Source organism: Pseudoalteromonas distincta (assembly GCF_000814675.1).
Lineage (GTDB): Bacteria > Pseudomonadota > Gammaproteobacteria > Enterobacterales > Alteromonadaceae > Pseudoalteromonas > Pseudoalteromonas distincta.
On the sequence record NZ_JWIG01000022.1, the window covers coordinates 52790 to 68556 of the forward strand.

At 39.4% G+C, this 15767-nt stretch carries 14 protein-coding genes; 11 read left to right on the top strand and 3 right to left on the bottom strand.

Annotation, left to right across the window (positions count from 1 at the left end; all coding sequences use genetic code 11):
• Window positions 1–160: 160 nt before the first annotated feature.
• The 7 genes from QT16_RS13890 to QT16_RS13920 all read left to right on the top strand — a co-directional run bounded on the left by QT16_RS13890 (window position 161) and on the right by QT16_RS13920 (window position 9095).
• Window positions 161–2719, top strand: a complete 2559-nt coding sequence (locus tag QT16_RS13890; protein ID WP_039488768.1) for a CotH kinase family protein — start codon at window positions 161–163, stop codon at window positions 2717–2719.
• A gap of 77 nt (window positions 2720–2796) precedes the next feature.
• Window positions 2797–3711, top strand: coding sequence for a polyphosphate polymerase domain-containing protein (locus QT16_RS13895; RefSeq protein ID WP_039488769.1), 915 nt, complete (start codon window positions 2797–2799; stop codon window positions 3709–3711).
• Between the two features lies 1 nt (window position 3712).
• Window positions 3713–4300, top strand: coding sequence for a DUF4956 domain-containing protein (locus tag QT16_RS13900; protein WP_039488770.1), 588 nt, complete (start codon window positions 3713–3715; stop codon window positions 4298–4300).
• Between the two features lies 1 nt (window position 4301).
• The gene (locus QT16_RS13905; protein ID WP_039488771.1) at window positions 4302–5396 is read left to right on the top strand and encodes an OprO/OprP family phosphate-selective porin; all 1095 of its coding nucleotides are present in this window, start codon (window positions 4302–4304) and stop codon (window positions 5394–5396) included.
• 297 nt (window positions 5397–5693) lie between these two features.
• Window positions 5694–6728, top strand: a complete 1035-nt coding sequence (locus QT16_RS13910; RefSeq protein ID WP_039488772.1) for a type IV toxin-antitoxin system AbiEi family antitoxin — start codon at window positions 5694–5696, stop codon at window positions 6726–6728.
• The gene (locus QT16_RS20465; protein ID WP_052201249.1) at window positions 6709–7566 is read left to right on the top strand and encodes a nucleotidyl transferase AbiEii/AbiGii toxin family protein; all 858 of its coding nucleotides are present in this window, start codon (window positions 6709–6711) and stop codon (window positions 7564–7566) included. Before QT16_RS13910 ends, QT16_RS20465 begins: the two co-directional genes overlap by 20 nt.
• A gap of 491 nt (window positions 7567–8057) precedes the next feature.
• Window positions 8058–9095, top strand: a complete 1038-nt coding sequence (locus QT16_RS13920; protein WP_039488773.1) for an IS110 family RNA-guided transposase — start codon at window positions 8058–8060, stop codon at window positions 9093–9095.
• Window positions 9096–9792: 697 nt separating this feature from the next.
• On the opposite strand, the gene QT16_RS20840 is transcribed toward QT16_RS13920, so the two are convergent.
• Together QT16_RS20840 and QT16_RS20845 are read right to left on the bottom strand one after the other, a co-directional pair.
• A complete protein-coding gene (locus QT16_RS20840) occupies window positions 9793–9969 on the bottom strand; it encodes a hypothetical protein (protein ID WP_161792777.1) in 177 nt (58 codons plus the stop codon).
• Between the two features lie 258 nt (window positions 9970–10227).
• Window positions 10228–10401 carry a hypothetical protein gene (locus QT16_RS20845; RefSeq protein ID WP_161792778.1) on the bottom strand — a complete coding sequence of 58 codons (174 nt, stop codon included), beginning with the start codon at window positions 10399–10401 and terminating at the stop codon, window positions 10228–10230.
• Between the two features lie 1094 nt (window positions 10402–11495).
• On the opposite strand from QT16_RS20845, the gene QT16_RS13930 reads away from it, so the two are divergent.
• The gene (locus tag QT16_RS13930; RefSeq protein WP_010554987.1) at window positions 11496–11981 is read left to right on the top strand and encodes a hypothetical protein; all 486 of its coding nucleotides are present in this window, start codon (window positions 11496–11498) and stop codon (window positions 11979–11981) included.
• Between the two features lie 36 nt (window positions 11982–12017).
• Here the strand turns inward: QT16_RS13930 and QT16_RS13935 are convergent, their stop codons facing one another.
• Entirely contained in the window at window positions 12018–13223 is a 1206-nt protein-coding gene (locus QT16_RS13935; protein WP_039488775.1) for an anhydro-N-acetylmuramic acid kinase, read from the bottom strand.
• A 149-nt stretch (window positions 13224–13372) separates the two neighbouring features.
• Here QT16_RS13935 and QT16_RS13940 point away from each other — a divergent pair, with 149 nt between their 5' ends.
• The 3 genes from QT16_RS13940 (at window position 13373) to QT16_RS13950 (ending at window position 15743) form a co-directional block, all read left to right on the top strand.
• Window positions 13373–13867 carry a GNAT family N-acetyltransferase gene (locus QT16_RS13940; protein ID WP_039488776.1) on the top strand — a complete coding sequence of 165 codons (495 nt, stop codon included), beginning with the start codon at window positions 13373–13375 and terminating at the stop codon, window positions 13865–13867.
• Window positions 13868–14046: 179 nt separating this feature from the next.
• A complete protein-coding gene (curA, locus tag QT16_RS13945) occupies window positions 14047–15075 on the top strand; it encodes an NADPH-dependent curcumin/dihydrocurcumin reductase (RefSeq protein WP_039488777.1) in 1029 nt (342 codons plus the stop codon).
• Between the two features lie 50 nt (window positions 15076–15125).
• Entirely contained in the window at window positions 15126–15743 is a 618-nt protein-coding gene (locus QT16_RS13950) for a glutathione S-transferase family protein (RefSeq protein ID WP_024597791.1), read from the top strand.
• Window positions 15744–15767 lie beyond the last annotated feature (24 nt).

Here is a 15767-nt window from a genome sequence, read left to right on the forward strand (position 1 = left end):
AAATATACGCACTCAACTATTGCTAGGTTTGCAGTTAACGCGTCCTTAAAAGCCTGTCATAAAACCATCACAAAAACGTAATTTACTGAATGTTTACACATTGTTTGCACCTTTTATTCTTATAGTTTATCCACTTTAATAAAATAATAAGCGTGCCTACATGAATATAAAACCTTTTATATTTTATTCAGTTATTGCCTCTACTACATTATTGTATGGCTGCGGCGGTACTGAGCAAACTACCGACACTAGCACAGAGCAAAGTACTGATTCATCATCAACAATCACGTCAACTGGCTTAGTTATAAACGAAATTGTCGCAAGCCCAAGTGATACCTCCTACGATTGGATTGAGCTATATGCCACTGAAGATATAGCCGATTTGTCGGTATTTTCACTTGTTGATGATAACGCCGACAGAGAGCCTCAAGCATTGCCTGCAGTAGCGCTTTCGCAAGGTGAGTTTATTGTTATTCAAGCCATTGATGAAACCGACACACCGCCCGACAACGGTTATTACGTTACCTTTAAACTAGGTAGCGACGACGCTGTTACGCTTTATGAAAATGGCACTGCGGTGTCTGTACTTGATTGGGAAGAAGGCGAAGCCGCTGAAGGTTTTAGCTACGGTTTATACACCGATGGCACCGGCACCGCGCAAACATTAACACCAACACAGGGCGCAGCTAACCAAACAGCCGACACCTCAACACTTGTTACCACGCTAATTGCTGAAGATGCCCCACTGCGTATAAACGAAGTAGTAGCAAAAGACAGCAGCGGCTCCGAGGACTGGATAGAGCTTTATGTAACAAGCAGTAGCGATGTTTATTTAGCTGACTACACACTAAGTGATGACAATAACGAGCAATTTGCCCTACCCGACATTACTTTAGCGCCCGGTGAGTTTTATCGCATTTACGCCAGCACCGATGATTTAGGCGACCTCCCAAGCGTAGCGTTTAAATTAGGCTCAAGCGATACCGTAAGCCTTTACAGTAACAATGTAATTATAGAGCAGTTATCGTGGAAAAAAGGCCAAGCCTTGAGTGGTTACAGCTATGGCCGCTACCCAGATGGCAGCGATGCAACAGCGGTATTAACTCCAACAGAGCTTAGCCAAAACAGCAAAGCAACTCACGGACCACTCGTTATTAACGAAGTGGTGGCAAGCGCCGCAGACGATGGTAACGACTGGTTTGAGCTATACAATAACAGCGAAAATACTATTAACTTAGCCAACTACCAAGTTATTGATGAAAGCGACGACATAGACCCAGTAACCCTGCCCGACATAGATTTATACGCAGGCCAATACATTACTATTTATGCCACCGATGAAGATCCAGGCACTTACTACGTACCCTTTAAACTAGGTAAAGAAGACGAGTTAAGCTTAATACTCAACGATGAAGTAATTGACTACATTGATTGGGACGAAAGCGATGTAGCCACAGGCTTTAGTTACGGCCTAAGCAACAGCACCGACTTTACTCATGCGTTTTTAACCCCTACTCCAGGTAGTGAGAATACCGTTGCAACCGCATTTACACCCACAGCTGTTAATACGCTTTCTATTACAATTACCGACGAAAACTGGCAAGACATTCTAGATAACCCACTTGATGAGGAATATCACGAAACTGCTATTACTTTTAACGGTGTAACACTCGATAGTGTGGCTATTCGCACTAAAGGCGGCTCAAGCTTAAGCAGTGTTGCCAACTCTAGCAGTGACCGATACAGCTTTAAGGTCGACATTAACGAATACGTGTCGGGCCAAAAGTTTTTTGGGCTAAAAAAATTCACACTGCAAAACTCGTTTAACGACCCGTCGTACATGCGTGAAGTAATTGCCTACGACCTAATGGACGAAATGGGCGTACCAACGCCTGAGCATGCTTACGTTAACTTTTATGTAAACGGCGAACTATTTGGTTTGTACTTAATGGTAGAAGCCATAGATGGAGAATTTGTAGAAAAACACTTTGCCAACAGTAACGGCGATTTATACAAGCCTGATGGCACAGGCAGCGATTTATTATGGCTAGGTGACGACATACAAAGCTACACCGACATAAACTTACAAACTAACGAAGACACCACCGATAACGGCGCATTTATTAACTTTGTAGAATCGCTCGATGACGGCGAAACAAGCGCCATAGAGGTAGATACACTTTTACGTTATATGTCGGTTAGCACTTCGCTTTCTAATTTAGATAGCTACCACGGTACGCTTGCTCATAACTATTATATTTACGATGACGATGGCGTATTTAGCATTTTGCCATGGGATTTTAACGAGTCATTTGGCACCTTTAACATGAATTGTAATGGCGTAGATGTAAGAGAGCTCTACATTGATGAGCCAGTAAGCGGCGCATTAAGCGAGCGCCCGTTAATTGCTAATGTATTTGCCGAGCAAAGCAACCTTGATGTGTACCACAGTTACTTAACGCAACTTATTAATGGTTCACTTTCAAGCGACACATTTAGCGCCCGCGTAAATGAAATAGCCGACTTAATCCGTGAGCACGTACAAAACGACCCCACTAGTTTTTACGGCTCAGATTATTTTGAGCAAAACCTAACCTCTACTACGGGGCAGTTTTACGGTTTAACGTCGTTTATGCAGTACCGCGTAGCAAATATGACCGCGCAGCTTGATGGCACATTGCCCTCAGCCGGCGACGGCAGCGGCTTTTGCTCTAGATAAACAACCCATCCTTCATGCAGTGCCAGCACGCTGGCACTGCACTCTGTAACTTTGCAATTTAATAATCTGAGAAAATTATGACAATTCAAGCACGTTTAAAGGATGAACTTTTTGAAAAGGATACTTCAATTGCACCTGTAGCACTTGCTGCAATAAACACTAAAAATAAGCAGGCCCAACCTGAAAAGCCAAACGCTGATAGCCCATTATCAACATTAATTAACGAGCTACTCACCCCGTTTGAAGGCTACGGATTAAAAGACCTTAATAACGCCAACTTAATGAACCGTGTAGATAGCAAGTTTATGCTGCCACTGTCTTTTTTACCTGAGCTACTAACTCACTTACATGGCCAATACCGTGTGCTTGATATACAAGGTAAGCGTTTATTTTCTTACTATAATCAGTACTTTGATACGCCCGAGCTTGATTTATACAAAGCCCACCATAACGGTAAGCTTAATCGCTACAAAGTGCGCCAAAGACGCTACGTTGATACCGCCACCGAATACCTAGAAGTAAAACTAAAAGACAATCAAAGCCGTACGGTTAAAACACGTATCAAGCTCGAAAAAAACAACGAGCAAGTTCATTGTACTGCGTTTATGAAAGAACAAATGAAAAACAGCTTTGCACATCTAAACGTAACCCAACAAAGCGGCTATAACCGAATAGCCTTAGCCAACGAAGAAAAAGCCGAGCGCTTAACGCTTGATTTTAACCTGTGGTACAACACCCCAAAAGGTGATAACAAAATAACCCTACCGGGCTTTTTTATTGCCGAACTTAAGCAACGCAAAAAAACAAAACACTCGCCATTTTATAAGCTGATGAGCAAACACCACATATTCCCTGCCTCGTTTAGTAAATACTGCATTGGCTGTGCTTTGCTCTACCCCGAGCGCTTAAAAGTAAACCGCTTTAAACCCGTTTTAGCCCGTTTAAAACACCTTAACCGCACTAACCCGCTTTTACCTTTAGAGAATAATTAAAATGACAAAATTAGATCTTATTTTTCTTTCCCGTTTTTTAGTAAACATCCTATCGCTGGCTGTACTTTGCTATGGCTGTTACTTTCGTATTAGTAAAAATGCAGTGGTGGCAGGCTCGTTTATTTTATTTGGCGTAGGCGTTTTTATTATTACCTTTTTGCTGCATGGCGTTGATATGTCAATGGAATTTGCATTTGGTCTATTTGCGGTATTTACCATGCTAAGGTACCGCACTGAGTCTATTTCGATTAAAGAAATGACTTACTTATTCCTCGTTACCGCCATTGCTTTACTTACCTCTGTAGGGCAAATGAGCTTAATTGAGCTAAGTATTCTTAACGGCATAATTTGCTTAATTGCCTTTTTAATTGACTCAAGTGTATTTGTAAAACGCTACGAAGTACAAAGCGTTTGCTACGAGCGCATAGAAAACATAACTCCGCAAAACCAAGCCACACTCATCAACGATTTAAAACTGCGCACAGGCCTAAACGTAGTTGCTGTAGACATAGAGCACATCGACTTTTTAAAAGATGTAGCCCAACTAAAAGTGAGCTACTTAGCCGAAAAACAAACAAAGGTAGCCTAACATGACCTCTAAACTAACTATTTCTACAGTGGCGCTTTCAACACTTTGTTGTTTTGTTAGTAACGCAAGCTTTGCCAAAATTAACGATGATATAGACCTAAGCGGCTATATCATGCTCGACTACAACAAGTTTGATACCTCATTATTAGAGGATCAATACGACAGCAACAGCTCAGAAAGTACCTCAGAAATACGCCGCGCTCGCCTAAGTTTTAAATCAGACATAAGCAAAGACTGGAAAAGTAAATTTCAGCTTGGCTTTGCCGATGGCGAAACCGAAATAAAAGACGCCTACCTAGAATACTCAGGCTGGAAATATGCTGATTTAACCATAGGCCAACAAAAAGAAGGTTTTGGCCTAGAAAAAATAACTAGCTCTCGTAATTTATTAATGCTTGAACGCAGCATGATAAGCGAAGCATTTTCGCCAGGGCGAAGTTTAGGTATTAGCCTATCGGGAGACATAGCCTCAGTAAATTGGCAACTTGGTTATTATCAGCCCGACGAAGACGAAGCAACATCTGCTATTACAGGGCGGGTAGCCTGGGTGCCATGGCAGCAAGATACTAACCTATTACACTTAGGCGTCGCATTTAGTGAGAGGCAGTACGACGGTAACGAATTTAGAGTAAATGAGCCACTTGAGGTTTATACCGCCGACTCATTAATAGAAGGCGATAAAATTAATGCCGATAGCCTCTCGCAGCAAGGTATAGAGCTATTATGGCTTAAAGACAGATTGACCATGATGGCCGAGTGGCAACAAGCACAAATAACCAGTATTGAAGAGTCAACCAATGATTACGAAGGCGGCTATTTGCAATTTGGTTATCAGCTATCAGGCGGATACCGCAAGTATAAAAACGCAAAACTAGGCGCAAACTCAGAGCCAGGCTGGGAGCTCACTGGTCGCTATAGCTTACTTAAGCTCAAGCAAGAAAACCAAGACGCAAAAACCTACGCCCTTGGCGTTAACTACACCGTAAACAAAAACATAAAATTTATGGCCGACTACATTAAAGCCGACTACTTTGAGGCCGGTGGTACTATCACATCGGGCAATGCAATCTCATTAAGGCTGCAATATTCGTTTTAATGCGCTTGCGTGTTAAGCCAGTTAATCTAAAACTATAAAGCCCTGTGCTAAACGTTACGCTTAACACAGAGCTATTTTAATAGAGCTGTTATAAACTCTCTAAAGGTAACTTATCAGGCTGGTACTTATCCCACTAATTACAGTAAGGCAATTTAAGCTTGTGAGCTTGCCCCCTCCTCGTTCATTAATGACGGCCGTTCAATAAAAATGAACAACTTAAATTAGTGAACAAAACTTGACTGGCGTTCAATTTATATTTATGTTCATAAACAATGAACAGTTAAATTTAGTGAACAAATGATGGACCACGGGATAATACAGGCAGCTATTGAGAAATTAAACTTGCAGACGAGTTTAGGCGCAGAGTATAAAGCTTTTAAAAAAGAGTGTACTGAAGGCGAACTCGCTTTGCCTAATGTTAAAAGCAATTTAATTATTAAATGCAAAAAGCACCTAAATACAACCACCTTACAAAAGTATATTGCTGAATTAAAAATAAAAAATCAGATAACCAATGCCCTATTAATTACTGAGTACATCAACCCTAATCAAGCAGCTCTATTAAAGGAGCAAAATACATCCTTTATAGACCGAGTTGGTAACACGTATATTAATTGCTCCCCAATTTATATTGATATTCAGGGAAATAAGCCCGAAAAAGCCCACAATGAAATAGCCTTAGCCAAACAATTAGGTAAGGCATTTCAACCCAAGGGTATGAAAGTAGTATTTATGTTTTTAGTGCAACCGGAGCTGGTAAATAAACCCATGCGCACAATTGCAAAGATGGCCGAGGTTGCACTGGGAACGGTTAAACAAGTAATTGACGATTTAATATATCAAGAGTTTATAGTTCAAAAAGACCAACACACTAAAACAATCAACAATTCAAAAGCTTTACTAGAGAAGTGGTTAGACGCTTATCCTGTAACTGTTGAAGCTAAATTAAAACAAGAAGTCTTCACTACTGACAACACGCAGCGACTACAAAAACTTGAACTAAATAATGTAAATGCCATATGGGGAGGCGAATATGCTGTTCAACAATATGATGATTATTTAAATACAAAAAATTATCTAATTTACGTAAGCCCTGAACATAAAAAAGTCATTTTAAAAACTGCACGATTACGAAAAGTAAAAGCAGAAGATAATATAAACGATGCAGTAACAAAAGTAGTTTTAGTGGAGCCATTTTTAGCTATAGAAAAACTTGTTGGGTCAAAGACTCATTTAGCACACCCGTATTTAATTTATGCTAATTTATTAGCTAGTAGAGACACAAGAAACATAGATGCTGCAACGAGGTTTTATGAAAAGCACATCGCTTAATGTCGTTGGTAAATTACCACGCGGGTTAGTTGACCTTTATCAAAAAATAAACGCCCATACTGAAGCATTAGGGATCCCTTACCTAGTCATAGGTGCTACCGCCAGAGACATTATACTCCACCATGGCTACGGTGCTGCAATTGAGCGAGGTACAAGAGATATTGATTTTGGTATACAAGTCCAAAACTGGGATCAGTTTGAACAGTTAAAGGAGCATCTGCTAAAAAATGGTTTTACCCCTGCTCAAACAAAAGTACACCAGCTAGTAACTACCGTTCCTAACGGTGAGAGCTGGGAGATTGATATTATTCCATTTGGAAATATTGCTGGTGATGGAAACTCTATTACTTGGCCGCCACAGCACGATATTGGAATGTCAGTAACAGGCTTTAACGAAGCATTTAAACATGCCCTAGACGTAGAAATTGCCAATAACCCCAATCTTAATATTAAAGTTGCATCGCCTGCTGGGATGCTATTGTTGAAGTTAATTTCATGGCTAGAAAGGGAGCATAGCGTTAGACGTAAAGACGCAATGGATATTTTTTATCTCACTAGGCACTACTCAAAAATACCTGATATCGCAGATTCACTTTATGAGGATGACTTTATGGACGCTCAAAACTATGATGAACATAAAGCGAGCACAATGAAACTAGCCACTGATGCTTGCAGCATCGCTAACGAAGAAGTTCTTTCATTCATTAATGAAAAATTGTTCAATATTGAGTCCAAAGTAGACAATTTAGTACTAGATATAAGCAGAGCAGTTCAAATTGAATATAGTGATGCTGAAGAGCTTTTAAGTATTATTTCTGAGCAGCTAAATACTGCTTAACTGTTTCAATAGCTCCTTTGTTTTATATATAAAGTAATCGCTATTGAAACCGCCGGATGCAATTTTCTTATTCCCATAAGTTACTAAAACAACCTCACTTATGTTCTTTCTCATTTAAGCTTGGAGCAGGGCTTCATATAAGGCGAGGCTTTTAAGCTTGGAGCAGGGCTTCATATAAGGCGAGGCTTTGATAAGTGAATTTCCAATAGGAATTTGGAATATTTCCCATTCAATGCTGGAATTGAGCTTATTTCTCAATTAACGCTGGAAGGGATCACCCATGTGTTGCTCAGCATTCAAGTAAATTTAAGGTTTAAGGATATAGTTAATTTGATAGGCGTACTCTGGCAAACTTAGCTAGTGCGACTTCAGCAGGCACTGGCAAACCATGATGTATGAAGTCAAGATTTGATAATCATATAGAAAGCTCCTCGAGTTTTTCGATACAGTTGTGTTGACCAAAACATAAACTGTACCTCGAGGAACTTAGTATGAAACTATATGGTGGAATTGACTTGCATTCAAATAATTGTGTTATTGCTATCATTAATGAACAAGGTGAAACGCTTAGCTGCAAGCGTTTAAATAATAACATCTCTGTCATTTTATCTTTTTTAGCCCCGTATAAAGACAAGTTAGCAGGACTTGTTGTTGAATCAACATTTAATTGGTATTGGTTAGTTGATGCATTAATGGATGCAGAATTTAAACTACACTTAGCGAACCCTGCTGCAATCCAGCAATATTCTGGGTTGAAGTATGCTGACGACCATAGTGATGCACGTTGGCTAGCTGAAATGCTACGTCTAAATATTCTGCCTGAAGGCTATATTTACCCCCGTGAACTCAGGGCTGTTCACGATTTAATGCGCAAACGAATGGACATTGTTCAACAGTCCACTAAAAACTTATTATCGGTGCAAAGTTGTTACATGCGTCATCTTGGTTATAAGCTCAGTAGCAACAAAATAAAGCAAATGGCTGCTATCAGAAAAGGCGTTGATACTGAGCAAGTACACGCAGACTTTAGCTCAATGAATACAGCACTGTCAGTCATTTCTAACCTCTCATTAATACGTTGTGCTCAACAGCAAATTAATGTGATAGAGGGCGCTATTTTAAAACAAACATCACTCTCCCCTGAATTTATAAACCTATCCAGTATTGATGGAATTGGAAATACTTTAGCACTGACTATTATGTTAGAAACCGGCACGATTAAACGTTTTGATAGCCCAGGAAATTTCTCATCGTATTGTCGCTGTGTTAAAGGGGCAAGGTACAGTAATGGAAAGAAAAAAGGCGCTACGAATCAGAAGAATGGTAATCGTTATTTAGCGTGGGCTTTTACTGAGGCCGCTAATTTTGCAATTCGTTATAACCCAACAGTTAAAAAATATTATCAACGAAAACTGGCTAAAACAAACAAGGTAGTTGCGATTAAAACGGTTGCACATAAGCTCGCAAGAGCGTGTTATCACGTGCTTAAAGACAATGTACCATTCGATGAACACAAGGCGTTTGCTTAGCGTCTATAAAACAAATTAGGTTAACGTGTTGAGCTCGTAATGGGGTTGGTAAAACCATTAGATTTGATTGAGCCCGCACGTTAACCGCTCATATTTTAAATACTGGATATGCCCAATGTTTGAGCCACAAAGGGTTGGTTATGTGTAAGCATAAACCACAGACTTGTTACAGCGCAGTGTGTAAACACAGCCAGAAACTGGACTGACATTGGTACTAAACGATGACTGAGGCGAAAGCCAAGGGCCTTAATTAATCATCAATAATGCTTAATTAAACTGCCTAAATTCATATGGGTGACTGGTGCATATTCACACCAATCGACGTCATTACTAGGTGCATAGTCATATTTAAATTGAGTTTAAATAATAAGAACACTTGGTTTTTGAATAAAAAGATCAAGAAAACACAGCTGCCTGCTTGACCGGAATTTTCTAATGGGTGACCCCTTTATTTCAAGCTTAACTAAATATTCTTCGTTAAAAATTAAAAAGCAGATGCTAATTAGGTATCTGCTTTTTTGCGTTTAGCACAGGGGCTATTCATATAGAGCTTTTATAAACAATACAAACTCTACGAAGGTAACCTATCAGACTGATAATCATCCCACAAAAGCGTGGTATTAAGAAGATCATGCTAATAACTTAAATGCCTTAGTTCGGCTTTTAGAAAGTTTAACTATGAAATAAGAAAATCGATTTAGTCACCTTTTATATTGCCTTTCCCCTGCACTGCTTTTATTAAAGGTATACATGCTAAAGAAAGTATTAGTGCAATAAAAAAGCCGATCATAGTGTTACCAAACCAGATCCTAAAAACACTAGTTAATAAAGCTAAAATAAGAGCAGATATAAGCCATGGATTTACGTTTTTCATTTTTAATTCCTTTTATATTTTCAACAACTATTTTTATCTAACTGGACTGCCTGTACTTTGCTAAACACTCAAGTACATTAAAACATTTAGAGATATAATTAATTTGATCGGTGTACTCTTACAAACTTCGCTAATGTGCCAGCAGCGGACATTGATAACGCCCGCATGACAAGCAATGTCTTGGCATGGTTTTTTCGCTATTTGCCAAACCATGACAACATAACATTGTCAGAGTTTAGGCGCTTGTCATAACTCAATTTACTCGGCATCTTTAATTGGTAAAGTACTAATAGAATTTATGTCTAAACATTTATGGGCATAGCATAACGTTGCTTTAACTCTTATCCCTGTATCTACCTTTAAAGATACAGGAAAAGCAGAGCGACTTCCCTCGTTGTAAATAGAAAACTCAGACGAAGATGCAAAAAGCATTTGTTGATCCTGCCATAACTCTAAAGAAACCGATTGCAGCTTGTTTCCGTTCAATGAATTTGGTGCATGCACAAAAAATTCATGGATTTCCGTTGAACGACTCCCGTTCGAAGCAAAAATATTTAGTTTTTGAAATCACTACTTTTCAATTCAATAAATTCATAGAAAACACTAGTTGCATAACTTGGTACAGAAAATAATAAAAAAATTAGGAGTTTACGCATACCCTACCTTGAGCTATAACACCACTTTAAGAAGTGGCTAAATAACGCTGGCTATAATTTGTGAGGAACGAGCACAGCCAGCTGTATGTGTCCGTTTGAACGTCCTGTTAGCATTATGCTACTGATAAAAATCAATATTTTCATTTCTGAGTATATAAAGTGAGATCTTATAATAAACAAAAAACCATCCTGAAACGGCAATAATAACTCCTAAATTATACTCGCGGAGTAAAGGGATATAATTTATTGATGCAATTATTATCATTGAATAAAGCAAAAATGTAGCCCAAAATAATTTTGAACTGACCAACTTCAATCTTACATTACAGTCAGCACACTTAAAATAAAATGGAAATACGGAAAAAGACAAACTGAAAGGTTTGATGTTTTTAGTACAATTAGGGCAAATAGACATAAACTTCCTTGTAATGCTAACAACTTTATCAGAGGACACTTTCGCTATTTTAGCGCGAAAATATTCTTAATTAAGGAACTTATATTAATAGCAAATAGTGCAAGCTATTGCCAAGTATAAACATTATGCACAATGTAACTTATTTAAACATGTAAAAAAGGGGAAAGTATTTTTGATGTTTTAATTAGTTTAAGCCTAACAACAAAATTCTGTCCCCTATGAAAAGAACCCAAATGGGGAACAGTATCACCATCTCTGCAACTCCTGCCATATATGGCTTCTTATTCCAGATGTGTGACAAACCATTCCAAAACCGAATGAGAAAGAATAAAAGATCCTCTTTGATCAAACTACTCAATAATTGTACTAAATAATGCAATTAGTCATAAATCTGTAACTTTGATCCGCGATAATCTCTATCCGATAAATGAATAGACTCAAGAAGATTAAGTAAGATGAGTACACCCTTAGTGCAACTAACATTTGCACTGCAATCATTTGATGATTCCATGTCTGCGGCGATGAGCCACGCTATGGAATATGAAAAGCTATCGCTAAAAGCCAATGCTGCGCATAACATTACGCTGCAGTGTGTGTTGCCTGATGGCGCAAATGAGAGCGATGTTATTTCACTAAGTGCAACGCAGCCCAGTGCACGTGGGGCGCAGTATTTTACTGAAAAAACGCTGAGCAATGCAGACCTTGAATCTGGTACTGTAAATCTTACTTTAAGTAACATTACACAAAGCCAGTGTTTTGTAGTGCAAATGATGCTGCACGGAAAAAACACGACCTTAAAAGAAAGCCAGCAACTCGATGTGTACATTAAAGCATTTGAGCAAGGCTATATTCCTGAACAAATAAAAACTGAACATACCAAGTCACAGGGCGTTCGTAGCTACTTTGCGAGTATGGGTTCTACGTTTTTATCGCTGTTTTAATGCTGGCTGCACTTAAATTACGCGACTTATAAGTTATTAGTCTGCAAAACTTACTTTACCCATAGTAACTCCCGCAATACCTTGTGCGGTATTACTTAGGTGTTGCTGCTCTCCGGCTAGGCATTCGTTTGCTAAAATGGCAAATAGTACGGCCTCTTTGGCATCGGGGTTTATACCTAAATCGTCGGTATTTTTAAAAGCCTTAATACGTGGGCAAAGCGCTGTAAGTTGCGCCATTAGTAATGGGTTATGAATACCGCCACCACTTGCATACACCACACAATTTTGTTCGCGCTCTGCACACTCGTTTAATGCATTTGCTATAGCGGTTGCTGTAAAGGTATTTAAGGTGGCCATTACATCTTCATGGCTTAAGTGCTGTGTATTTGTAAGCTGCTGTGCGGCGTTTAAATACGCTAAGTTAAATACCTCTGGCCCTGTAGTTTTAGGCATTGGGAGTTTAAAAAATGCGTTATTACATAATGCATTTAATAATGGTGTATTTACCTTGCCTGCTTTTGCTATTTTTGCGCCATCGTCATAATGCATATCTTTAAAATGTTGCTGCACGTAGGCATCCATAATGGTATTACCGGGGCCAATGTCGGAGCTAAACACGCCGTTTGCATCACCATTTTTGGGTAAAAACGTTAAGTTAGCTATGCCGCCCATATTTAGCAAAACCCGACTCTCCACAGCGCTCGAAAAATACAAATAATCGCCATACACAGCAAGTGGTGCGCCCTCGCCTCCTGCGGCTATGTGTTTTTGCCTAAAATCACCAATGGTTGTAATACCCGTAGTAACGGCTATTTGGTCGCTATCGCCAATTTGTAAGGTGCCATTAGTAAAGCTTTTGTGGTTATGCTGCGACTGCGGGCAGTGGTAAATGGATTGCCCATGGCTTGCTATTACATCAATACTTGCTGGGTTTATATTCCACTTAGCTAAGCACTGATTAACCATATTGCCATGGAGTTTACCTACCCACGGGTGCAGTAAAGTTACAAGCTCTAAATCGCACTCTCGTTTGGCAAATACCTGCTTTATTTTAGTTTTATAATCGTCGTTGTAGTCAACGGTGGTAAAATTTAAAACCTCAATGTGAGTATTTAAGCCTGCGCCCGTTACTTTACACAGTGCAACATCAAGCCCGTCCAACGAGGTGCCGCTCATTAAACCAATAATTAAACGGCTTGGTTTTAGGGCGCTGTTATAAAGCGCTTTAATGTGAGGGTGCATAATGGCATCTAAAATAGGTGTAATATTTTGCTTATATTAGAGGACTTTAAAACAAAGTAATAGCCGTAAAGAGTTTAATTTAGGTTCTGATTGTTTAACTCTTAAATGATTGTTAAGTTAGTGTGCATACTAAAAATTTATGAAAAAATATGATCACCCTCAGAGAGTTTAAAGCCCAAGACGCGCCTTTTATTATTAACACCTTAAATGATGAACAGGTAACGCGTTATTTATCGTCAAAAATTCCGTTTCCGTATACGCAAGCCGATGCTGAGTGGTGGATAAGCCAAGGCTCAAAAAACGGCATTATTAAGGCCATTGTTGTAAATGGGCAATTTGCGGGCTGTATTGGTATAACTCCCGGCGAATTTGAATACAGCCACAGTGGCGAAATTGGTTATTGGCTTAATACAGTCTATTGGGGGCAAGGTATTATTACTCGCGCTATTGAACTTATATGCAATGAAGCGTTTGCAAGCTCACACTTAAACAGAATTTTTGGTGCCGTGTTTGCTGGTAATACCGGCTCTATGAAAGCACTTACTAAGAGCGGCTTTGAGCAAGAGGCTGTGCTTAAACAGGCCATTTATAAAAACGGGGTATTTTACAACAATCATATATTTAGTAAGCTCAAAGCAGACTAATTACTCTAATTAAATTTGCGCAAAGGTTGAATTATCAACCACCCGCCCAAAACTCCTTTATTAAGGTACGCATTGTACATATTCATACTGCTTAGCCGCGCATTATTGTTTAGCTGAACACGATTTTTAAAGCGTAAACATTCGGTAAGTAGTTTATTTATATTAATAGGAGATCTTTTATGTCTACGACTAGTCGCCAACTTACTCTTGAATCACGCCCTAATGGCGCTCCAACAGATGAAAACTTTAAATTAAAAACGGTAGAGCTTCCTGCATTAAAAGACGGCGAAGTTTTACTACGTACTATTTACCTATCGCTAGACCCGTACATGCGTGGTCGTATGAGCGATGCTAAGTCGTACGCTGACCCAGTTAATATTGGCGATGTAATGGTTGGCGCAACAGTGTGCCAAGTAGAAGAGTCTAAAAACGATAAGTTTAACGAAGGCGAATGGGTACTTGCCTACACAGGTTGGCAAGACTACGCCATTACCGACGGCGAAGGCTTAATGCAGTTAGGTAAAGAGCCTGCAAACCCTTCATACGCATTAGGTATTATGGGTATGCCTGGCTTTACTGCTTACATGGGTTTACTTGATATTGGCCAGCCTAAAGAAGGCGAAACCGTAGTTGTTGCAGCAGCAACAGGCCCAGTGGGCGCAACGGTTGGTCAAATAGCTAAAATTAAAGGCTGTAAAGTAGTGGGTGTTGCTGGTGGTAGCGAAAAATGTGCACATGCCGTTGAAAAACTAGGGTTTGATGCCTGTATTGATCACAAAGCTGATGACTTTGCAGAGCAGTTAGAAAAAGCCTGTGATAAAGGCATTGATGTTTACTACGAAAATGTGGGCGGTAAAGTATTCGACGCCGTATTACCATTACTAAATACCGCAGCGCGCGTACCATTGTGTGGTTTAGTATCGCAATATAACGCAACTAGCTTGCCAGAAGGCCCAGACCGTTTAGGTATGCTAATGGGTCAATTGCTTACTAAGCGTATTAAAATGCAAGGCTTTATCATTTTTGATGATTACGGCGACCGTTACGACGAGTTTGCACAAGACATGCAAAAATGGCTAGAAGACGGAAAAATTCAATACCGTGAGCACATGGTAGAAGGCATCGAAAATACAGTAGGCGCGTTCAACGATATGATATGCGGTAAAAACTTTGGTAAAACTGTGGTTAAAATTAATAACCCACTTTAATTTTATACGGCTTGTAAGGCAAAGCCCTTACAAGCCACAAAAGGACTGACATGATTAAACTACACCATTTAAATAAATCCCGTTCTAAACGTATAATTTGGCTTTTAGAAGAGCTAGATGTTGACTACGAAATTGTGGCTTATCAGCGTAATAAAGACACCTTCCTAGCACCTGACGAACTAAAGCATATTCATCAACTTGGCAAGTCACCGGTAATTGAAGATGGCGGTTTAATTATTGCTGAATCAGGCGCTATTACCGACTACCTTATTACTAAATACGGCAACGGTAAATTTGCTCCAAAAGTAGATACCGCTGAATATGTTGACTACCAGCAATGGCTGCACTTTGCAGAAAGCTCAGCAATTTTACCGCTTTTACTTAAAATGTTTGTACTAAAAGACGGCGCTAAAACACAGTTTTTAGAAGGCTATGCCGACGCTGAAACAGCCAAAGTAATTAGCTACTTTAACGACCGCCTAGAAGGTAAACGTTATTTAGTGGGCGATACCCTAACGGGCGCTGACTTTATGATGTCGTTTATTGTTGAAATAGTTAAAAACTCAGGTCAATTAGCGCACTTTAAAAACCTTGTTAAATACGACGAGCAATTGCAAAGCCATGAGAAGTTTCATACAGCTAATGAGCTAGAAGCAAAGTACGACTAAACCTTTATATAATATTTTATATAA

Bases quoted from the DNA above. Each gene is read 5' to 3' on its own strand.
- QT16_RS13935 (WP_039488775.1), bottom strand. From the start codon at position 13,223: ATGCACCCTCACATTAAAGCGCTTTATAACAGCGCCCTAAAACCAAGC.
- QT16_RS13900 (WP_039488770.1), top strand. From the start codon at position 3,713: ATGACAAAATTAGATCTTATTTTTCTTTCCCGTTTTTTAGTAAACATC.
- QT16_RS20465 (WP_052201249.1), top strand. From the start codon at position 6,709: ATGAAAAGCACATCGCTTAATGTCGTTGGTAAATTACCACGCGGGTTA.
- QT16_RS20845 (WP_161792778.1), bottom strand. From the start codon at position 10,401: ATGCTTTTTGCATCTTCGTCTGAGTTTTCTATTTACAACGAGGGAAGT.
- QT16_RS13940 (WP_039488776.1), top strand. From the start codon at position 13,373: ATGATCACCCTCAGAGAGTTTAAAGCCCAAGACGCGCCTTTTATTATT.
- QT16_RS20840 (WP_161792777.1), bottom strand. From the start codon at position 9,969: ATGAAAAACGTAAATCCATGGCTTATATCTGCTCTTATTTTAGCTTTA.
- QT16_RS13920 (WP_039488773.1), top strand. From the start codon at position 8,058: ATGAAACTATATGGTGGAATTGACTTGCATTCAAATAATTGTGTTATT.
- curA (WP_039488777.1), top strand. From the start codon at position 14,047: ATGTCTACGACTAGTCGCCAACTTACTCTTGAATCACGCCCTAATGGC.
- QT16_RS13930 (WP_010554987.1), top strand. From the start codon at position 11,496: ATGAGTACACCCTTAGTGCAACTAACATTTGCACTGCAATCATTTGAT.
- QT16_RS13895 (WP_039488769.1), top strand. From the start codon at position 2,797: ATGACAATTCAAGCACGTTTAAAGGATGAACTTTTTGAAAAGGATACT.
- QT16_RS13905 (WP_039488771.1), top strand. From the start codon at position 4,302: ATGACCTCTAAACTAACTATTTCTACAGTGGCGCTTTCAACACTTTGT.
- QT16_RS13910 (WP_039488772.1), top strand. From the start codon at position 5,694: ATGATGGACCACGGGATAATACAGGCAGCTATTGAGAAATTAAACTTG.
- QT16_RS13950 (WP_024597791.1), top strand. From the start codon at position 15,126: ATGATTAAACTACACCATTTAAATAAATCCCGTTCTAAACGTATAATT.
- QT16_RS13890 (WP_039488768.1), top strand. From the start codon at position 161: ATGAATATAAAACCTTTTATATTTTATTCAGTTATTGCCTCTACTACA.